Origin of the sequence: Schumannella sp. 10F1B-5-1, assembly GCF_006517535.1 — a bacterium.
Lineage (GTDB): Bacteria > Actinomycetota > Actinomycetes > Actinomycetales > Microbacteriaceae > Schumannella.
On sequence record NZ_VHQH01000036.1, the window covers coordinates 59,536 to 78,955 of the forward strand.

Sequence of the window (19,420 nt, forward strand, 5' to 3'; positions counted from 1 at the left end):
GACAGCGCTGTCACCCCCAAAAGGGGGACACGCGTCGTCCCCCGTCGCGGGCATCCCTCGCCCATGCCGTTGTCTGCGGCAGGGGTTTCCGGCGACACGCCGCCGCGAGGTCGCGGCGTCGCGGCGTGTCGCCGGAAACCCCTCACGCAGAGATCACGGGATGCGGCGGGTCAGTCGCGGAAGGTCTCGATCGACGCGCCCAGCGAGACCAGGCGCTCCTGCAATCCCTCGTATCCGCGGGCGATGATGTCGACGTTGCGCAGCACGCTCTCGCCCTTCGCCGCGAGCATCGCGAGCAGGATCACGACCGCCGGACGCAGGGCCGGCGGGCAGCTGACCTCGGCGCCCGAGAGGTGCGCGGGGCCGCTCACGTCGAGGCGGTGCGGGTCGCGCAGCGTGACGCTCGCGCCCAGGCGGGTCAGGTCGAGCAGGTGGATGGCCCGCCCCTCGTAGACCCAGTCGTGCACGAGCGTCGTGCCCTCGGCCATCGCGGCGATGATCACGAAGAACGGCAGGTTGTCGATGTTGAGCCCGGGGAACGGCATCGCGTGGATCTTGTCGATCGGCGCGCGCAGCTGCGAGGGGTGCACCGTGATGTCGACGAGGCGGGTGCGGCCGTTCGCGGCGGGGTACTCGGAGCTCACGTCGAAGCGCAGCCCCATCTCGGCGAGCGTCGCGAGCTCGATCTCGAGGAACTCGATCGGCGCACGGGTCACGGTCAGCGTCGACTCGGTGACGATGCCGGCGGTCAGCAGGCTCATCGCCTCCACCGGGTCCTCGCTCGGCCAGTAGTCGACCTCGGCGCTGATCTCGCGCTGTCCGGTGATGCGCAGCGTCGTCGTGCCGATCCCCTCGATGCGGATGCCGAGCAGCTCGAGGAAGAAGCAGAGGTCCTGCACCATGTAGTTCGGGCTCGCGTTGCGGATGACCGTCTCGCCCTCGTGCGCCGCCGCGGCGAGGATCGCGTTCTCGGTCACGGTGTCGCCGCGCTCGGTCAGCACGATCGTGCGGGTGCTGCGGCCGTCGCGCGCGACGGCGACGTCGTACCAGCCGGCCTGCGCATCCACCCCGACGCCGAAGGGGCGCAGCGCGATGAGGTGCGGCTCCACCGTGCGGGTGCCGAGGTCGCAGCCGCCGGCGTAGGGCAGGCGGAAGCTGTCGAAGCGACCCGAGAGCGGGCCGAGGAACATGAGCACGCTGCGGGTGCGGCGGGCCGCGTCGGCGTCGATCGCGTCGAGACGCAGCTCGGCCGGCGCGACGATCTCGAGCGTCTCGCCGTCGTTCAGCCAGGTGACGCGGGCGCCGAGGCTGACCAGCACGTCGATGATGCGGTCGACCTCGACGATGCGGGCGACCTTGTGCAGGCGGGTGACGCCGCGGTTCAGCAACGAGGCGCAGAGCAGGGCGACGGCGCCGTTCTTGCTCGAGTTGACGGCGATCGATCCGCTGAGCTTGCGGCCGCCCTGCACGCGCAGGTGCGAGCGCTGGGGTGCGCCGCCGATCGAGACGAGCTGCTGGTCGAGCGCGCCGCTGATGCGGGTGAGCAGCTCGAGGCTGAGGTTCTGGCCGCCCTGCTCGATGCGGTTGATCGCACTCTGGCTCGTGCCGACGCGCTCGGCGAGCTGGGCCTGGGTCAGGCCCTGGTTCTGACGGGCGCCGCGGATCAGGGCGCCGACCTCGCGCAGCGGCGCGGTCGGGGTCGCGGGGGTGACGGCGATCGAGCCGGTGGGGGTGGTGTCGAGCGGGGTCGCCGTGGGGGAGCTGGTGAGCGTGGTGGTGTCGGTCACGTCGGCGATCGTAACTCGCGTGTGAGATACGCGCCGGGCGAAACGCGCGATCTCCGAGCTGGCACTCAGTCTCGAATCTCGGATATGAGATTCGACGGGGTTCGAGGCCCCGAGGTCGCGCCTCAGAAGAGCAGGTGCGCGACGGCGGTCACGGAGATCACCAGGATGCCCAGCGCGAGCGGCACGAGCATCCACGTCGGGTCGCCCTCGGCGTCGATGCGGCGCAGCTGGGCGAGCAGGCGGGTCATCGGTCGTCACCCGTCTCGGTCGCGCCGGTCGACGCGCCCGTGAACGTCCCCTCGGGAGCGCCCGTCATCGGGCTCACCGGAACGGCGCCCGGCGAGGGCTTCGCGCCCTCCGACCGCGCCGAGTACCAGCCGATCCACGTGCCGTCCTGCTTCACGACCTCGTAGTCGCCGCAGCGCTCGACGCGCTCGGGCAGGCCGACCTCGCCGAAGCGGGTGTCGAAGGGCAGACCCTGCCGCGGCATCTCGACGCACCAGTCGGGCAGGTCGCCGCCGGTCGCCGTGATGACGGCGTTGGTCTCGTCGTTCGTGGCGACGTTGCCGATCTCCGTCGCCTTCGCGGGGATCCACTCGGGGGTCTGCACCCCGACCCAGCCCTTCGCCGCGGCGGCGTGGTCGTCGAACGACTCCTCGTGCACCTTGTGCACCGTGTTCATGATGGCCGTGCAGCCGGTGAGCAGCAGGGATGCGGCGGCCAGCGCCCCGAGGCCCGCGACGAGGGCGGTGCGCCGCAGCGCGGTGCGGTGCGGGGCGATGGATGCGGTGGTCGAGGTCATGCCTCCATCCCAGCCGCCCCGACTCGCGCGGGCGTCGGCGCGCGGGCTGAACCCCGTCATCCCGGCGACTGATCCGGCCTCATCCACGGGTCGCATCGCGGCCGTTCACGCCCTAGACTCGCCGTGTCGCGACTGGCGTTCGGATGGGCTCACCATCAGGGAGCGACTGACACAAGGGACCTGCTCGATCATCGGGCGGGACGGCCGTCCGCCTGGGCCGTGACCGACATCCCGTATCAGTTGAGGAGCCCCGTGTCCGACGTGTTCAACTCCCCCCTGTCCGTCGTCGATCCCGAGGTCGCCGCGGCGCTCGAGCAGGAGCTCGATCGCCAGCGCACGACGCTCGAGATGATCGCGAGCGAGAACTTCGTGCCGCGCGCCGTGCTCGAGGCGCAGGGCTCGGTTCTGACCAACAAGTACGCCGAGGGCTACCCCGGCCGTCGCTACTACGGCGGCTGCGAGTTCGTCGACATCGTCGAGCAGCTCGCGATCGACCGCGCCAAGGCGCTGTTCGGCGCCGAGTTCGCGAACGTGCAGCCCCACTCGGGCGCCTCGGCGAACGTCGCCGTGCTGTCGGCGATCGCGCAGCCTGGCGACCGCATCCTGGGCCTCGAGCTGGCCCACGGCGGCCACCTGACCCACGGCATGAAGCTGAACTTCTCGGGCAAGCTCTATGAGGCGCACGCCTACGGCCTCGACCCCGAGACCGAGCGCATCGACATGGATGTGGTGCGCCAGCGGGCTCTCGAGGTCAAGCCGCAGGTCATCATCGCCGGCTGGTCGGCCTACAGCCGTCAGCTCGACTTCGCCGCATTCCGGGCGATCGCCGACGAGGTGGGCGCGAAGCTCTGGGTCGACATGGCCCACTTCGCCGGCCTCGTGGCCGCGGGCCTGCACCCGTCGCCGGTGCCGCACGCGCACATCGTGTCGTCGACCGTGCACAAGACGATCGGCGGTCCGCGCTCGGGCTTCATCCTGACCAACGACCCCGACATCGCGAAGAAGATGAACTCCAACGTCTTCCCGGGTCAGCAGGGCGGCCCGCTCATGCACGTGATCGCGGCGAAGGCGACCGCGTTCAAGCTGGCGGCCGAGCCGGAGTTCACAGAGCGCCAGGAGCGCACCGTGCGCGGTGCCGCGATCCTCGCCGAGCGCCTCACCCAGCCCGACGCGAAGGCGGCCGGCATCGACGTGCTGACGGGCGGCACCGACGTGCACCTCGTGCTCGTCGACCTGCGCACCTCCGAGTTCTCGGGCCAGGAGGCCGAGAACCGCCTGCACGAGGCCGGCATCACGGTCAACAAGAACTCGGTGCCGAACGACCCGCGCCCGCCGATGGTGACCTCGGGTGTGCGCATCGGCACCCCGGCGCTCGCGACCCGCGGATTCGGCGACGCCGAGTTCACCGAGGTGGCTGACATCATCGCGCTCGCGCTGCAGAAAGATGCAGACATCCCGGCCCTGCGCGCCCGCGTGACCGCGCTGGCCGACCGTTTCCCGCTCTACCCCGGCCTCAGCTCGCCGACCACCTGGAGCTGAGCGCGTGACCGCCATCCGCCTCGACGGCGTCGCGACCGCGGCCGCCATCAAGTCCGAGCTGAAGACCCGAGTGGATGCGCTGCGCGAGCGCGGCGTCGTGCCCGGCCTCGGCACGCTGCTGGTGGGCGCCGACGGCGCCTCGGTCAGCTACGTCAGCGGCAAGCACCGCGACTCGGCCGAGATCGGCGTGGAGTCGATCCGCGTCGACCTGCCCGCCGACGCGACCGAGGCCGAGGTGCACGCCGAGATCCAGCGCCTCAACGCCGACCCCGCCGTGACCGGCTACCTGGTGCAGCTGCCGCTGCCGAAGGGCATGGACGAGCACGCCGCGATCACGGCCGTCGACCCGGCGAAAGACGTCGACGGCCTGCACCCGGCGAACCTGGGCGAGCTCGTGCTGGGCGTCGAGGGCGAGCTGACGACGCCGCTGCCGTGCACGCCGGCGGGCGTGGTCGAGCTGCTGCGCCGTTACGACGTGCCGCTCTCGGGCAAGCACGTGGTCGTGATCGGCCGTGGTCTCACGGTCGGCCGTCCGCTCGGCCTGCTGCTCACCCGCAAGGGCATCGACGCGACCGTCACGCTGACGCACTCGCGCACCGCCGACCTGGCCGCCGAGGTGCGCCGGGCGGATGTGGTGGTCGCCGCCGTCGGCCAGCCGCACCTGGTGAAGCCCGACTGGATCAAGCCGGGCGCCGCGGTGCTGGATGTGGGCGTGACCCGCGTCGGCGTGACCGAGTCGGGCAAGGCGAAGCTCGCGGGCGACGTCGACCCCTCGGTGATCGACGTGGCCGGCTGGCTCTCGCCCAACCCGGGCGGCGTCGGGCCGATGACCCGCGCGATGCTCATGCAGAACGTGGTGCTGGCGGCCGAGCGCGCCGCCGGGCTGGTCTAGCCGGCTTCCGCTTCCGCGCCCTCGTGCCGACGAGCCCGTCGAGGTGTCACTCTGGGCGGCGTTCCCTTCGCCCCGCCCGTGGCGAGGGTGGCCACGAAAGCACACCGCTGACGGCGTTTCGCGTGCATTCGTGGCCATCCTCGGGCTGCCTGGGCTTGAGGGTGGCCACATCTGCTCGTTGCGCGCGGCGTGTCGAGTGCATTTGTGGCCACCCCGTCGGCACGACCAACGGGGGGGACGTGAACGCGAGGCGCCACGCGTACGGTGCCGACCTTCGTCGACGCGACCGGCGAGTACTGCTCGCGCCGCGGTCCGAATTGCCCAACCCATGCCGCGCACGGCATGCGCCTCAGCGGTCGCGCTGAGCCCCCAGCGACGGCCGCACCACGAAGGTCGTCGGCGCCGTGAAGCCGTGCTCGGCGAAGGCGCCGTCGATCGCGACCTGCAGCAGCGACACCGACTCGAGCGGCACGAGGGCGATCGCCGATCCGCCGAAGCCGCCGCCGGTCATCCGGGCGCCGACCGCGCCGTTCGCCTGGGCGACCTCGACCGCGAGGTCGAGCTCGGGCACCGAGATCTCGAAGTCGTCGCGCATCGAGCGGTGCGAGGCGTCGAGCAGGTCGCCGATGGCGCGCGGGCCCTCCTCGCGCAGGGTGCGCACGGTGTCGAGCACGCGCTGGTTCTCGGTCACGATGTGCCGCACCCGGCGGAAGGTCTCGTCGTCGAGGGTCTGCTGCGCGCGCGGCAGGTCGTCGACGTCGAGCTCGCGCAGCGTCGCGACGCCCATCTCGCGGGCGCCCTTCTCGCAGGAGGCGCGGCGATCGCGGTAGCCGCCCGAGGCGTGCTCGTGCTCGACGTGCGTGTCGATCACGACGACGGCGAGGCCCGCATCCGCGAACCCGAGGGGGAGGACCTCGGCGTCGAGGCTGCGGCAGTCGAGGAAGACGCCGGAGTCGGCGCGGCCGAGCAGCGAGGCCGACTGGTCCATGATCCCGGTCGGGGCGCCGACGGCGTCGTTCTCGGCCTTCTGGCCGACCTTCGCGAGCGTCTCGGGGCTGAGGCCGAGCTGCCAGACGTCGTTGAGCGCGACCGCGACGGCCGACTCGATCGCGGCCGACGACGACAGGCCGGCGCCGACGGGAACGGTCGACTCGATGAAGATGTCGACGCCGGGCACGCCCTGCAGGTCGGCGCCGAACTGGCCGAGCGCCCAGGCGACGCCGAGCGGGTAGGCCGACCAGCCGGAGAGCGACTCGGGATCGAGGTCGTCGAGGGAGTGCTCGGCCAGCTCGTCGCTGAACGCCGAGGCGATGCGCAGCATCCGGTCGTCGCGCGCGCCGAGCGCGATCACCGTGCGGCGGTCGATCGCGAAGGGGAAGACGAAGCCCTCGTTGTAGTCGGTGTGCTCGCCGATCAGGTTGACGCGGCCGGGGGCCGACCAGATGCCGTCGGGCTCGCGGCCGGTGAAGGCGAGGAAGGCGTCGGCGACGTCGTCGCGGATGTCGGTCATGGCGGGGCTCGTCTCGGAGTGTCAGGTGGTTCGGATGCGCGGCCGGCGCGTGCGGCGCGGCCGCGCGGGAGGGGAGCGGCTCAGACGGAGGCGGGGATCGCCGCCCGGATCGTCTCGGCGGCGGCCTCGGGTCGGATGTCGCCGATCCAGGCTCCCATAGCGGCTTCCGATCCCGCCGTGTACTTGAGCTTGTCGGCGCCGCGGCGAGGCGAGGTGAGCTGCAGGTGCAGGCGGGCTCCGGCGCGGCCGACGTTCACGGGAGCCTGGTGCCAGGCGGCGATGTAGGGCGTCGGGTCGCCGTAGATGGCGTCGATGCCGCGCAGCAGGCGCAGGTAGAGGCGGGCCAGCTCGTCGCGCTCGGCCTCGGTGGTGGCGGCGAAGTCGGGCACGTGGCGGTGCGGCACCAGATGCACCTCGAGGGGCCAGCGCGCGGCGAAGGGCACGAAGGCGGTCCAGTGCTCGCCGGCGAGCAGCATCCGCTCGGAGTCGCGCTCGCGCTCGAGGATGCGATCGAACAGATCGTCGCCGAGCTGGTCGAGCGAGGCGAGCAGCCGCTGCGTGCGCGGCGTGACATAGGGGTAGGCGTAGATCTGCCCGTGCGGGTGCGGCAGCGTGACGCCGATCGCGGCGCCGCGGTTCTCGAAGGGGAACACCTGCTCGACGCCGGGCAGCGCCGACAGCGCGGCCGTGCGGTGCGCCCAGGCCTCGATCACGGTGCGTGCGCGGCTCGGCGTCTGGGTGCCGAACGAGCCCTCGTGCTCGGGGCTGAAGCACACGACCTCGCAGCGGCCGACCGACGTGCGGGTGCGGTCGAGGTCGAGGCGGGCGAGGTCGGCGAGCCCCTGCGGTGCATCGATGGGCTCGCCGTCGTGACCGGTCGCGGCGTCGGCCAGCGCGGGGCCGAACGAGGGGGAGCGGTTCTCGAACACGGCGACGTCGTAGATGTCGGGGATCTCGCTCGGGTTGTCGTCGCTCTGCGGGGCGAGCGGGTCGAGCGCGGCGCTCGGGTTGACGACGCGGTTCTGACGCGCGGCGGCGATCGAGACCCAGTCGCCGGTGAGCACGTCGAGTCGCATGGTGGCGGTGGCGGGCCGCGCATCCAGGTCACGGGTGTCGACGCGGCGCTCGGGTCCGAGCGCGGTGTCGGCGTCGTCGAAGTAGATGAGCTCGCGGCCGTCGGCGAGACGCGTGGGGTGGATGGCGATGCCCGTGGTCACCGCATTACGATATCGAAAGCTGGTCTTTCGTTTTCGACAGTTATCGAAAGGATGCGCATGCCTCCGAGCGACCGCGTCGACCCCGCCTCGCGCCCCGTCACGGCTCGCCGCGAGCAGCTCACCGCGCTCGTCGCCGAGCGCGGCTTCGTGCGGGTCGCCGACGCCGCCGACGAGCTCGGCGTCAGCACCGTGACCCTGCGCGGCGACCTCGAGGCGCTCGCCGCCGAGGGGCTCCTTCGGCGCGTGCACGGGGGAGCCATGCCACCCGTGCCCGAGCATCGCGAGTCGTCGGTCGAGCTGTCGAGCGAGCGCGAGAGTGCGGTGAAGCGCGCGATCGCGCGCCGCGCCGCGGCCCTCGTCGCGCCGGGCACGAGCGTGCTGCTCGACGTCGGCTCGACCACGCTCGCGGTCGCCGAGGCGCTCGTCGAGCGCACCGAGCTGGCGGATGTCGTCGTCATCACGAACGGGCTCTCGGTGGCGCTCGCGCTCGAGCGGGCCATCCCGCGCTTCGACGTGATCGTGACCGGCGGCACCCTGCGCCCGCTGCAGCACTCGCTCGTGAACCCGGTCGCCGCATCCACGCTCGCCGGGCTGCACGCCGACCTGGCGATCATCGGCTGCACGGGCGTCGACCGCTCCGGCCGCGTGACGAACGTGAACCTGCCTGAGGCCGAGGTCAAACGGGCCATGCTCGGCGCCGCCGACCGCGCCGTGCTCGTCGCCGACGGCTCCAAGCTCGGTGTGACCCATCTCGGCCGCGTCGGCGACCTGGGCGAGTTCGCGACGGTCGTGACGGGCGGCGCCCCCGCCGACCCTGGCGTGCTCGAGAGCGTGCGCGTCGCGGGCTGCCGGCTGATCGAGGTGGATGCGCGGGGCTGAGTCGCCGGCCGCGGCGATCTACTCTGGCCGCATGTCCGTGAGCGCCCGTCCTCGTCCGTCGTCCGATGCCCCTGCTCCGGTGAGCGGGCCGCGCTTCGAGATCCGCCACGGCGGGGCGCGCGCGGTGGTCGGCTCGGTCGCCGCAGTGCTCTGCGAGCTCGAGGTCGACGGGCACGCGCTCACCGAGACGGTGCCGACCGAGAGCCTGCCGCCGCAGGGCTGCGGCATCGTGCTCGCGCCGTGGCCGAACCGGGTGCGCGGGGCGCGCTGGCAGCTGACCGAGCCCGACGGGTCGACGAGCATCCAGCTGCTCGATCTGACCGACCCGAGGTGGGGTGCTGCCTCGCACGGACTGCTGCGCAACACCGCCTACCGGCTCGTCGAGCACACGGAATCGTCGGTCGAGCTGGCGGCGCTCATCCCGCCGCAGCACGGGTGGCCGTTCCTGCTCGAGACGAGCGTGCGCTACGAGGTCGAGCCCGACGGACTGGTCGTGACGCATCACGCCCGCAACCTCGGCACGCGGCCGGCGCCGTGGGCGGTCGGGGCGCACCCCTACTTCCGGGTCGGTGCGACGCCGGTCGCCGACCTCGAGCTGCGGATGCCGGCCCCGGTCGCGCTCGACGTCGACGACAAGCTCATCCCGGTCGGGTCGCATCCCGTCGCCGGCGGCGAGGACCTGCGCGCGGGGCTCCGCGTCGGCGACCTCGACCTGAACACGACGTTCGCGCTCGACGGTGCGGGCGCCGACGAGAGCGGGGACGGCGACGGGGACGCCGGCGGCGCCACGGCCCCGGATGCGCGCCGCGAGATCGCCTGCCTGACCGGCCCCGACGCATCCACCGTGCTCTGGGCCGACCCCGCGTTCGCCTGGGTGCAGGTGTTCACGCCGGGCGACTTCCCTCGGCCGCTGGGGTCGGCCGAGCCGACCGGCACGGCGGTCGCGATCGAGCCGATGACCGCGCCGCCGAACGCCCTGAATTCGGGTGAGGGACTGGCTTGGATCGAGCCCGGGGCGAGCTGGTCGGGGTCGTGGGGCGCGCGGCGCGCGTGATCGCCGGATCGGACGCCGCCGGTTCCGGACAGGGTTGCGGGCGCCCCGGCGCTCCCTCCTAGACTCGGCGCCGTGACGAGCGAGCAGCCCAGCGTCGGGCCGACCACCACCACCGCCACGGCGACCACGACCGAGTCGGGCCCGCGCGGGCCGATCGGCACGCGCATCCACCTCGCCAGCGGCGGCGTCGAGGCCGTGATCGGCACGATGGCCGCCACGCTCGCCTCGCTGCGCGTCGACGGCGTGCAGCTGACGGAGCCGATCGCCGACGCCGCCTGGCCGGCGTACTGCAACGGCATCTACCTCGCGCCCTGGCCGAACCGCGTGCGCGACGGCCGGTGGATGCTCGACGGCGCCGCCCAGCAGCTCGACCTGACCGAGGTCGATCGCGGCAACGCCCTGCACGGGCTGCTGCAGTTCACCGAGCACGAGATCCGCGAGCAGACATCGAGCTCGGTCACGCTCGGGGCGCTCATCCCGGCGCAGCACGGCTGGCCCTTCGCCCTCGACAGCTGGGTGCGCTACGAGCTCGTTCCGGGCGGCATCCGCGCGACGCACGGCGTGCGCAATCTGTCGACGGCGGTCGCGCCCTACGCGACGGGCGTGCACCCCTACCTGCGTCTCGGCGAGTGGCCGGTGCGCGAGCTGACCGTCACGGTTCCGGCGGCGAGCTACGTCGAGGTGGATGACCGCCTCAACCCACTCGGGGTGAAGAGCGTCGAGGGCACCCCGGTCGACCTGCGCACCCCGCGCCGCTTCGACGAGCTCGACCTCGACACCGCCTACGCCGACCTGGAGCCCGTCGACGGCGCGACCGCCTGGATCGAGGCACCCGACGGCGCGCGGCTCACCCTGCTGCAGGATCCGGACTGGCGCTGGGTGCAGGTCTTCACGACCTCGGTCTTCCCCGCGGGCGGCTGGACCGGCGTCGACCCGACGAGCCCCAGCGGCTGGGCGGGCGGGCCGCTCGGCGACGCGATCGCGATCGAGCCGATGACCGCGCCGCCGGATGCGCTGAACTCGGGTGAGGGCCTCATCCAGCTGCAGCCCGGCGCCGAGTGGTCGGGCTCGTGGGCGCTGCGCTACACGCCGGCGCCCTGATCGCCGGCGCCCGTGTCGCCGGCGCCGCCGGCGCCCGCGTCGCCGACATCGCCCGCATCGCCGCACTCGTGAGAGAGTCGGCGCCGTGAGCATCCCCGCCGCCGTGCCGACCGAGCGCCAGCTGCGCCGCTGGCGCGGCTACCTTGCCGACGAGCGCGTCGAGGCGGCGCTCTACCAGCAGCTGGCCCAGCGCAAGACGGGTGAGGAGCGCGAGATCCTGCTGGGGCTCGCCGAGGCCGAGAAGCGGCACGAGTCGCACTGGCTCGATCTGCTCGGCGACCGGGTCGGGCGTCCGCGCGCGGGCAGCGTGCGCACGCGGCTGCTCGTGCTGCTCGCGCGGCGCTTCGGGTCGGTGTTCGTGCTGGCGCTCGCGCAGCGGGCCGAGGCGCGCAGCCCCTATGACGACGACGCCGACGCGACCGATCGCATGGCGGCCGACGAGCGCATCCACGGCGAGGTGCTGCGCGGGCTGGCGGCGCGAGGTCGCGAGCGTCTCGCCGGAACCTTCCGCGCGGCCGTGTTCGGCGCGAACGACGGCCTCGTGTCGAACTTCGCGCTCGTGCTCGGCGTCGGCGCGATCGGCGTCCCTCCGGCGACCGTGCTCGCCACCGGCATCGCCGGCCTCCTCGCCGGAGCGCTCTCGATGGGCGCGGGGGAGTTCGTGTCGGTGCGGTCGCAGCGCGAGCTGCTCAGCGCATCCCGCCCCGACCCCGAGGCGAACGCGGCCGTGCCGCACCTCGACGTCGACGCGAACGAGCTCGCCCTCGTCTACCGCGCCCGCGGCGAGACGCCCGAGGAGGCCGCGGCGCACGCCCGCCGCACCTTCGCCCGGCTCTCGGCGACCGAGCCCGCCATCGCGACCACGAGCCTCGAGACCGTCGCCGACGAGCACGAGGCCGTCGGCTCGCCCTGGCGCGCGGCGCTGTCGAGCTTCCTCTTCTTCGCGAGCGGGGCCATCATCCCCGTGCTGCCCTACCTGTTCGGCGCGACCGGCATCCTCGCCGTCGTCGTCGCGGCCGTGCTGGTCGGCGTCGCCCTGCTCGGCACCGGTGCGGTCGTCGGACTGCTCTCGGGCGGCTCGCCGCTGCTGCGAGCGCTGCGCCAGCTCGGCATCGGCTTCGGGGCGGCGATCGTCACCTACCTGCTCGGGCTGCTGTTCGGTGCATCCGGCATCTGACCTCGCGGCCGGGCTGAGCGCCGGTGGCCGGGTCTAGCGTGGATGCCGTGCACACGATCATCCTGTGGGTCGGCTTCCTCGGCGGCTGGCTTCTGGTCGCCGGGCCCGTCTTCCAGGCCGCGGTCGAGCTGCGCGACGAGGAGATCGACCGCGAGAGCATGGCCGCGGCGCACGAGAGCGTGCCCGAGCCGCGCCGCATCTCGCCGTGGTGGTGGCTGCTGCCGCCCGTCGCGTACCTCCGGATCCGGCGCGACCAGCGCGAATACCGCCGGGTGATCTTCGACGCGATGCCGCTCGCGACACGGCGCCAGTTCGCGAGCTTCGTCGACAAGGCCACCGGGTGGATGTTCGTGGCCGGCGGCGCCGCGCTCATCGCGCTCAAGGAGACGTGGGAGCTGGTCGAGCACTACGAGTGGCCGCTGTGGGTGTGGATCGTGCTCGTGCTGGTCATGGCCGCGCTCGCGGTCGTCAACACGGCCGTGCGGATGGCGCGCACGCGCGAGCTCGTCGGCGAGAGCTGAATCGAGCCCGGACGCGACGATGCCCGGAACGATTCGGGCGCTCCGGGCATCGAAGACCGTGGTGGAGTCCGCTGCGATCAGGGAGACAGCGTCATCCGGTTCGGGTTTGGGCGGTAACCAGCCGCCTCGCCGAACGATAGCGGAACGGGACGTGAGGAAAGAACTAGAACGTTCAGTCCACGGAACGATCTCTGCCGGCCGCGGCGGCGGGACGACGACCCGAGACGCGCAGCTGCTCGCGCGCGACGCGCTCGGTGACGGCGGCCACGATCGTCGGCCCGATGATGTCGCCGGCCGGGGTGCCGACGATCAGATCGTGCTCTTCGAAGACGATGCCGGCGATCGCGCCGGGGGAGACCCGCGGGTGCGTCGCCGAGAGGCGGATGACCAGCTGCTCGAAGGTCTCGGCGGCATCCGTCATGCCGCACACATTACGCGCGAGCGGCGAGATGCGCGACGGATGTCGAGAGATCTTCCGGCGATGTCCAGCCGCGCATCCACGTCGCTGAGATCACTCCGAGGTGATCGGCGCAAGCCCTTTCGCGCACGGATCGGGCGACGTACCCTGAGCTCGCTCCCGAGGTGGCCCGGCGATTCTGACGCCCGCCGCCAGAGCACGCGACTCATCCCCCCGCGCGCACGAGAGTAGGGCGCCCGCGTCAGAGACGACGCGGGCCGCCCGTCCAAAGCGGCCGTCCCGCCAGCCGCCCCGCTGCTCTGCCGCCCCGAGTGTTCACCCGTCTCGCGCCGAGACGTCACCTCCCGCTCGTAGCGTCACGCCATGGCCCATTGCCCGATGTGCGGATCCGGTGTCGTCTACCGCTACGACACCTCGCGTCGCTCCGGCTCGCTCTACGCCTGGTTCTGCCTGAACCACCCGCACGTCGTCGCCGACCCGCGCACGACGATCAGCGACCGCCCCTGAGCCGGGGAGCCCGCTGAGCCGGCGGACCGCTGAGCCGCCGCGCACCCCGTCGTGTGCACCCGCCCGGTAGGCTGGATGCGGAGCGCCGGGAAGTCTGGTCGGCCCGCAGGTCACGACGTGGCCGCGGTGGCAGTTCGTCGTCCGGTCGTCATCGTCGGACGCTTCACCGACTGGGGTCGCATGTCCGTCTTCCGCTCCGAGCGCATCGCCGCTCTGCTCCTCCTCGCCGCGGCGCTGCTGGGTCTGATCGTCGCCAACTCGCCGGTCGGCGCGGCCGCGCTCGACCTGCAGGGCACGCATCTCGCGATCCCGGCTCTCGGAATCGACCTGTCGATCGGCCACTGGATCAGCGACGGGCTGCTGGCGGTCTTCTTCCTCCTCGCCGCCATCGAGCTGCGGCACGAGCTGACGACGGGCGAGCTGAACTCGCCGGCGCGCGCGCTGCGTCCCGCGGTCGCGGCGCTCGGGGGAGTGCTCGTGCCGATCGCGATCTTCCTCTCGGTCGTCGCGCTGGGCGGGGGAGGCAGCGACCTGATGCGCGGCTGGCCGGTGCCCACGGCGACCGACATCGCCTTCGCGCTCGGCGTGCTGGCCGTGTTCGGGCGCGGGATGCCGGCGCGCGTGCGCTCGTTCCTGCTGGCCCTGGCGATCCTCGACGACATCATCGCGATCGTCATCATCGCCGTCGTCTTCGCTCACTCGCCCGACGTGCTCATGCTCGGCCTCGCCGTGCTGGCCGTCATCGCCTTCGGCCTGCTGAGCCGGGTGCTCGGGCGCGGACGGTTCCCCTCGACGGCGGTGCGCGTCGTCGTCACGATCCTGCTGGTCGTGCTCGGACTCGTGGCCTGGATGCTCGTGCTGAAGTCCGGCATCCACGCCACCATCGCGGGCGTCGCCCTCGGTCTCGCGATGAGTCCGCAGCCGGCCGGTCGTCTGCGTCACCGCCTCGAGCCGATCTCGAACGCGACCGTGCTGCCGCTGTTCGCGTTCTCGGCGGCGCTCGTCGTCATCCCGGCCGTCTCGATCGGCGAGCTGTCGCCGGTGTTCTGGGCGATCGCGCTCGCGCTGCCGCTCGGCAAGATCATCGGCATCTCGATCGGCGCGATGGCCTCGGCCCGGTTCGTGCCCCGCGCCCAGCGCACCCGCCCCGACGTCGGCGACGCGCTCGCCGTCGGCGCGCTCGGCGGCATCGGCTTCACGGTGTCGCTGCTGATGAACGGTCTCGCCTTCGCCGACCACCGGGTCGCCGACGAGGGCACGCTGGCCGTGCTGCTCGGCTCGGGCGTCTCGATCGTGCTCGCCGCGGTGCTGCTGCGCTGGCGGCTGCGCGTGCGCCGCCGCCGCGACGCCCTGGCCGAAGCGCGCTAGTCGGCGAGGTCGCGCGCCGCCGACGTCGCGCTGTGGCCGCGCGGATGCGCGCCGCGCGCAGCCGCGCCGAGCACGCCCAGCAGTGCCAGCGCATCCGCGTCGGGCGAGCCGACCGGGGCGCTGTAGAGCACGAGGTGCTGGTCGCGCTCGGCCAGGGCGAGCGAGTCGCAGTCGACGGTGACAGGGCCGACGACGGGATGCCGGAACGTCTTGGTCAGCATCGGCGCCGACCGCACGTCGTGCTGCTCCCAGAGCCGGGCGAACGTCGCGCTGTCGGTCCGCAGTTCGTCGATCAGCTCGGCGACCGAGGCGTCGTCGGGGTAGCGGGCCTGCGTCTGGCGCAGCTCCGAGACCGCGTGATGGCGGAACTCGGCCCCGTCGGAGATGCCGTAGAGCGGGCTCGACTCCGGACCCGGATCGAGGAAAGCGCGGCGAGCGAGATTGCGCTCACGTGGCGCGACCGCACCGAAGTCCTCCATCAGCGCCGCGGTGAGGTCGTTCCAGGCGAGCACCTCGAACGCGGCCGACATCACGAATCCGGCCGTGTTCGGCAGGCGCTCGAGCAGCGCGAGGATGCTCGGCCGCACATCGCGCCGCACCTGCTGAGCGCGGATCGGGGCGGTGCCGGCGAGGGTGTGCAGGTGATCCGACTCCTCGGGCGTCAGCCGCAGCGCGCCGGCGATGCCGGCGAGCACCTCGGCAGACGGACGCGGCGCGCGACCCTGCTCGAGCCGCACGTAGTACTCGGTCGAGATGTGCGCGAGCACCGCGACCTCTTCGCGACGCAGCCCCGGAGTGCGGCGACGCGGACCGGCCGGGAGCCCGACATCCTCGGGGTTCCGCCGTTCGCGGCGACCGCGCAGGAAGGCCGCGAGCTCCTGTCTGTCCATGCCACCAGTGTGCGCGCCCGCGCTCGCCGCAGCCTGGTACCGGCTGTACCTGAATGGGATGCGCGAGCCCGGTGACGCTCGGTGGCATGACGAATCACGACATCCAGCCCGCCGGCCTGCTCGCCGGCAAGGTCATCTTCATCAGCGGCGCGAGCCGCGGGATCGGCGCCGCCGCGGCGCGGCTCTTCGCCGCCGAGGGCGCCGCCGTCGTGCTCGGCGCCCGTGGCGCTGACGCGCTCGACGGCGTCGTCGCCGGCATCCGCGAGCACGGTGGCACGGCCGATGCGGTCGCCCTCGACCTGGCCGACGACGAGAGCATCCGCGCGGCGATCGCCCGAGTCGATGAGCTGCACGGACGCCTCGACGGGGCCTTCAACAACGCCGCCGTCGTGCAGCAGCCGGGCGCGCTCGACCAGACGAGCGACGACGACATCCAGCAGCAGTTCGCCGTCAACTTCCGCGCGCACTGGGTCGCGATGAACGCCGAGGCGGAGCTCATGCGCCGGTCGGACGGCGGCGCGATCGTCAACACCTCGAGCATCGGCGCGCGTCGCGCCAACCCGGCGTTGCCGGCCTACGGCGCCATGAAGCGCGCGCTCGACAGCATCACCGAGACGGCCGCCGTGACCTGGGCGCCGGCCGGCATCCGCGTCAACGGCCTGCACCCGGGCGGCACCGCGACCGACATGATCACCGAGTGGGAATCGGCGACCCCCGGCGTGACCGCGCAGATCAGCGCCTCGATCCCGATGGGACGCATGGCCGAGCCCGTCGAGGTCGCCCAGGTCGCCGCGTTCCTGCTCAGCGACCGGGCGTCGATCGTGACGGGCGCGATCGTTCCGGTCGACGGCGGGGCGGGCGCCTGAGCCGATCCGATGTAGGCGCGTCCGGCGCGCCCGCCGCGGATGCCCCGGCGTCTTCAGGGGAGCGAGAGGGAGCGGTGGGCCCGGTGGGGCTCGAACCCACGACCCGCGGATTAAAAGTCCGATGCTCTGCCAACTGAGCTACAGGCCCGATCGGTTCCCAGGGTACTTCGCTGGGCGGGCCGCCCGCGCCACGCGCGTCCGCCGTTGCGGACGAGGTGGGCCGCCGAGCCAGGAGGGGGCTTCGCGGTCGGCCTCATCCGCACCGCGACACCGAGACGCGAGCGGATGCGGACCGGCACGCGGGCGAGCCCACGCGCGGCCGCGGCTCGCGTCGGCGGAGCCGCCTCTCACCGTCCTACGCTGGAGGGATGGCGGAGCGCTTTCACAAGCCCGCGCGCATCCCGAACGACCACTTCGAGTACCACGTGGGCGGCGAGGATCCGGCGGTCACCCTGCGCCGCGCGCACGAGTCGGCGGCGGCCCTTCTGGCGCGCGCCCGCAACGCGACCGACGAGGGCGTGGTCGAGCGGCTGCTGACGCACACCGACGAGCACGGCCTCGACCTGGTCGCGCAGCTCTGGGCGGCCGCCGGTCCGCACACGCTGCCCGGCGCGCTCTGGCGGCTGTATCTGCTGCGGGCCGCGATCCGCGAGGACCCGACGGCGTCGAGCCTGGCGTTCCGCACGGGCAGCGCCGCGCTCAGCACGATCGATCCGGTCGTCGCCGGCGCAGCCGACCCGACCGGCCCCGACGAGCTCAGCGCGCTCGCCGACGAGATCCTGCGTGGCGTGTTCCAGGGCGACCTCGGCATCGCGCTCGAGCGCGCCTCGGCCTACTGCCGCATCTGCGCGGCCGGCTGGGTCGAGCTGGCGGATGCGCGGGATCCCGCCGACCCGCAGCACGCCACCGCCCTGACGGCCCGCGCGGCGCGCTTCGACAGCTTCGCCGACGACCTCGACCAGTGCGCGCGGCTGGAGCGCCGGGAGGCGCTCGTGTGAGGCGCAGCCGCCGGGACGCGCTCGTCTGAGGCGTTCCGTGCCCGGACATGAGAAAACCGGGCCGCAGAACGCCTCTCGGCGCAAGGCCGCTCGAAGCGGCTGAATTTGGAGCCCGGGGTTACTGCGGCCCGGCGTCAGCCAGTGTAACGAGAGCCCGGCATCCGTCGCTGACCGTCCGCTCCCCGCGGAACGACCGGGCGTGTCGCTCGGCAGAGGGCACGAGCCGCAGCAGGGACGACTGGCAGGGGGCGCGAGCAGATCCGGCTGAAGATCCGCCCAAACCGCCGGGCCGCGCATCCCGAACCCCTTGCTGACATCGCGACCCGAGCGATGCCCGCAGACCCGGTGCGGGGCCACCTCCCAGTGGCTGGCCCCGCACCGCACCCCGTCACACGGGCCGGACAGGAAGGAGCAGAGCGATGACCGCATTCCTGGTGTCGCCCTCCACGTCCCCCGCATTCGCAGATCGACGTGCGAGGCTGGACCACATGGCCGACGACGCGACCCCCGACTCGCGCGCCGACATCAGCTCCGAGGAGCTTCTCGAGCAGATCGCCGGCGGCGATCGCACCGCCTTCGCGGCGTTCTACGACCGCATGTCGTCGCGGGTCTTCGGACTCGTGAAGCGCCTGCTGCGCGACCACGCGCAGTCGGAGGAGGTCACGCAGGAGATCTTCCTCGAGATCTGGCAGGGCGCCTCGCACTACGACGCAGCCAAGGGCGGCGCCGTCTCGTGGGTGCTCACCATGACCCACCGCCGCGCCGTCGACCGCGTGCGCGCCTCGCAGGCCAGCCGTGACCGCGACAGCCGGATCGGCATCCGCGACTGGGAGCCCGACGTCGACGTCGTGGCCGAGAACGTCGAGGTGCGCGTCGAGAACGAGCGCGTCAAGGTCGCGCTCGGCCGACTCACTGACCTCCAGCGCCAGGCCGTGGTGCTCGCCTACTACGGCGGCTACTCTCACCGCGAGGTGTCGGAGATGCTGCACATCCCGCTGGGAACCGTGAAGACCCGACTGCGCGACGGCATGATCCGTCTGCGCGATGAGATGGGGGTGACCTCATGACCACCGACGACCGTCGTCGCGACGAGCTCGCCGCCCTGACCGGAGCATGGGCTCTGGATGCGCTGGACGATGCCGAGCGCGCGGAGTTCGAGCGCTTCCTGGCCGACGCCGACGAGGTGCGGTCCGAGGCGACCGAGCTCGCCGACACCGCCGTGTACCTCGGCCTCGCCATCGAGCCGGAGCAGCCGCGCCCCGAGCTGCGCGCGAGCATCCTGGATGCGATCGCCGACCTGCCGCAGCAGGCCCGGCCCGCCGAGACGGCCCCGAGCGTCGACCCCGTCGCGCCCGTCGCCGTTCCCGCGGTCGGTGCCGTGCCGGTCACCGCGGTCGAGACCCCGGCCGAGCCGACTCCGGCTGAGCTGAAGGCCCGCTCCCGCTGGGGCGGACTGCGCTCGACCCTGGTGTCGGTCGCGGCCGGCCTGGTCGTGATCGGCGGCGTCGTGGGCGGCGTGGCAGGCCTTCCGGTGCTGCAGCGCGGCCAGGAGATCAGCGCGGTCACGAGCGCCGCCGACGTGCAGCGCGCCTCGGCCGATGTGGTCGGCGGCGGTACCGCCGAGCTCGCCTGGTCGCCCTCGGAGAAGCGCTCGGTGCTGACCACGCGCGACCTCAGCGGACTCTCGGCCGATGAGATCTATCAGCTCTGGTACATCGACGGCAGCGGCGCCGCGACGTCGGCGGGAACCTTCCGCGCCGGGCAGGACGCGACGACCACGCCGCTCTCGGGCAGCTGGTCGAAGGGCGACACGATCGGCGTCACGGTCGAGCCCGATGGCGGTTCGAAGCAGCCGACGACGACCCCGATCGTCGCGATCACGACGGCCTGACCG

General features: G+C 72.9%; 20 protein-coding genes, 1 tRNA gene and 1 riboswitch. Of the genes, 13 read left to right on the top strand and 8 right to left on the bottom strand.

Going from position 1 to position 19,420, the window contains the following annotated elements:
- Nucleotides 1-170 precede the first annotated feature (170 nt).
- The 3 genes from FJ658_RS05870 to FJ658_RS05875 form a co-directional block, all read right to left on the bottom strand.
- Nucleotides 171-1,718: a UDP-N-acetylglucosamine 1-carboxyvinyltransferase gene (locus tag FJ658_RS05870; RefSeq protein ID WP_219995736.1), complete on the bottom strand. Its 1,548-nt coding sequence runs from the start codon at nt 1,716-1,718 to the stop codon at nt 171-173.
- Between the two features lie 191 nt (nt 1,719-1,909).
- A complete protein-coding gene (locus FJ658_RS16805) occupies nt 1,910-2,035 on the bottom strand; it encodes a hypothetical protein (RefSeq protein ID WP_255447591.1) in 126 nt (41 codons plus the stop codon).
- Nucleotides 2,032-2,589: a hypothetical protein gene (locus tag FJ658_RS05875; protein ID WP_141144448.1), complete on the bottom strand. Its 558-nt coding sequence runs from the start codon at nt 2,587-2,589 to the stop codon at nt 2,032-2,034. The genes FJ658_RS16805 and FJ658_RS05875 overlap by 4 nt, the downstream gene beginning before the upstream one ends.
- Nucleotides 2,590-2,707: 118 nt before the next feature.
- Nucleotides 2,708-2,814, top strand: a riboswitch (ZMP/ZTP riboswitch).
- Nucleotides 2,815-2,841: 27 nt separating this feature from the next.
- Here FJ658_RS05875 and glyA point away from each other — a divergent pair.
- Nucleotides 2,842-4,128, top strand: coding sequence for a serine hydroxymethyltransferase (gene glyA, locus FJ658_RS05880; RefSeq protein WP_255447592.1), 1,287 nt, complete (start codon nt 2,842-2,844; stop codon nt 4,126-4,128).
- 4 nt (nt 4,129-4,132) lie between these two features.
- Entirely contained in the window at nt 4,133-5,020 is an 888-nt protein-coding gene (locus tag FJ658_RS05885) for a bifunctional methylenetetrahydrofolate dehydrogenase/methenyltetrahydrofolate cyclohydrolase (RefSeq protein ID WP_141144449.1), read from the top strand.
- A gap of 349 nt (nt 5,021-5,369) precedes the next feature.
- On the opposite strand, the gene galK is transcribed toward FJ658_RS05885, so the two are convergent.
- Entirely contained in the window at nt 5,370-6,530 is a 1,161-nt protein-coding gene (gene galK, locus FJ658_RS05890; protein WP_141144450.1) for a galactokinase, read from the bottom strand.
- Nucleotides 6,531-6,610: 80 nt separating this feature from the next.
- Nucleotides 6,611-7,747: a galactose-1-phosphate uridylyltransferase gene (galT, locus tag FJ658_RS05895; RefSeq protein ID WP_255447593.1), complete on the bottom strand. Its 1,137-nt coding sequence runs from the start codon at nt 7,745-7,747 to the stop codon at nt 6,611-6,613.
- A 57-nt stretch (nt 7,748-7,804) separates the two neighbouring features.
- Here galT and FJ658_RS05900 point away from each other — a divergent pair, with 57 nt between their 5' ends.
- From FJ658_RS05900 to FJ658_RS05920, 5 genes are all read left to right on the top strand, one after another.
- Nucleotides 7,805-8,626 carry a DeoR/GlpR family DNA-binding transcription regulator gene (locus FJ658_RS05900; RefSeq protein WP_141144451.1) on the top strand — a complete coding sequence of 274 codons (822 nt, stop codon included), beginning with the start codon at nt 7,805-7,807 and terminating at the stop codon, nt 8,624-8,626.
- Nucleotides 8,627-8,705: 79 nt separating this feature from the next.
- Nucleotides 8,706-9,680, top strand: a complete 975-nt coding sequence (locus FJ658_RS05905) for an aldose epimerase (RefSeq protein ID WP_255447594.1) — start codon at nt 8,706-8,708, stop codon at nt 9,678-9,680.
- A gap of 72 nt (nt 9,681-9,752) precedes the next feature.
- The gene (locus FJ658_RS05910) at nt 9,753-10,781 is read left to right on the top strand and encodes an aldose 1-epimerase family protein (protein WP_141144453.1); all 1,029 of its coding nucleotides are present in this window, start codon (nt 9,753-9,755) and stop codon (nt 10,779-10,781) included.
- An 85-nt stretch (nt 10,782-10,866) separates the two neighbouring features.
- The gene (locus FJ658_RS05915; RefSeq protein WP_141144454.1) at nt 10,867-11,958 is read left to right on the top strand and encodes a VIT1/CCC1 family protein; all 1,092 of its coding nucleotides are present in this window, start codon (nt 10,867-10,869) and stop codon (nt 11,956-11,958) included.
- Nucleotides 11,959-12,005: 47 nt separating this feature from the next.
- Nucleotides 12,006-12,479, top strand: coding sequence for a hypothetical protein (locus tag FJ658_RS05920; RefSeq protein WP_141144455.1), 474 nt, complete (start codon nt 12,006-12,008; stop codon nt 12,477-12,479).
- A gap of 172 nt (nt 12,480-12,651) precedes the next feature.
- Here the strand turns inward: FJ658_RS05920 and FJ658_RS05925 are convergent, their stop codons facing one another.
- Nucleotides 12,652-12,900, bottom strand: coding sequence for a hypothetical protein (locus tag FJ658_RS05925; protein WP_141144456.1), 249 nt, complete (start codon nt 12,898-12,900; stop codon nt 12,652-12,654).
- Nucleotides 12,901-13,260: 360 nt separating this feature from the next.
- Here FJ658_RS05925 and FJ658_RS16060 point away from each other — a divergent pair, with 360 nt between their 5' ends.
- Both FJ658_RS16060 and FJ658_RS05930 read left to right on the top strand, forming a co-directional pair.
- Nucleotides 13,261-13,404, top strand: coding sequence for a hypothetical protein (locus FJ658_RS16060; protein ID WP_181408342.1), 144 nt, complete (start codon nt 13,261-13,263; stop codon nt 13,402-13,404).
- 180 nt (nt 13,405-13,584) lie between these two features.
- Complete coding sequence (locus tag FJ658_RS05930) at nt 13,585-14,772, top strand: Na+/H+ antiporter NhaA (RefSeq protein ID WP_141144856.1); 1,188 nt, start codon at nt 13,585-13,587, stop codon at nt 14,770-14,772.
- On the opposite strand, the gene FJ658_RS05935 is transcribed toward FJ658_RS05930, so the two are convergent.
- Nucleotides 14,769-15,662 (bottom strand): helix-turn-helix transcriptional regulator, encoded by an 894-nt coding sequence (locus tag FJ658_RS05935; RefSeq protein WP_141144457.1) that lies wholly within the window; start codon nt 15,660-15,662, stop codon nt 14,769-14,771. The genes FJ658_RS05930 and FJ658_RS05935 overlap by 4 nt on opposite strands.
- A gap of 86 nt (nt 15,663-15,748) precedes the next feature.
- Between FJ658_RS05935 and FJ658_RS05940 the strand changes: the two genes are divergently transcribed.
- The gene (locus tag FJ658_RS05940; protein ID WP_141144458.1) at nt 15,749-16,528 is read left to right on the top strand and encodes an SDR family NAD(P)-dependent oxidoreductase; all 780 of its coding nucleotides are present in this window, start codon (nt 15,749-15,751) and stop codon (nt 16,526-16,528) included.
- A 75-nt stretch (nt 16,529-16,603) separates the two neighbouring features.
- Here the strand turns inward: FJ658_RS05940 and FJ658_RS05945 are convergent.
- Nucleotides 16,604-16,676: transfer RNA gene (locus tag FJ658_RS05945), tRNA-Lys, on the bottom strand.
- 220 nt (nt 16,677-16,896) lie between these two features.
- Between FJ658_RS05945 and FJ658_RS05950 the strand changes: the two genes are divergently transcribed.
- From FJ658_RS05950 to FJ658_RS05960, 3 genes are all read left to right on the top strand, one after another.
- On the top strand, nt 16,897-17,526 hold the full coding sequence (locus FJ658_RS05950; RefSeq protein WP_141144459.1) for a DNA-directed RNA polymerase subunit beta: 630 nt from the start codon (nt 16,897-16,899) through the stop codon (nt 17,524-17,526).
- Nucleotides 17,527-18,014: 488 nt separating this feature from the next.
- Complete coding sequence (locus tag FJ658_RS05955; protein WP_141144460.1) at nt 18,015-18,593, top strand: sigma-70 family RNA polymerase sigma factor; 579 nt, start codon at nt 18,015-18,017, stop codon at nt 18,591-18,593.
- A complete protein-coding gene (locus tag FJ658_RS05960; protein ID WP_141144461.1) occupies nt 18,590-19,417 on the top strand; it encodes an anti-sigma factor domain-containing protein in 828 nt (275 codons plus the stop codon). Before FJ658_RS05955 ends, FJ658_RS05960 begins: the two co-directional genes overlap by 4 nt.
- Nucleotides 19,418-19,420: the final 3 nt, after the last annotated feature.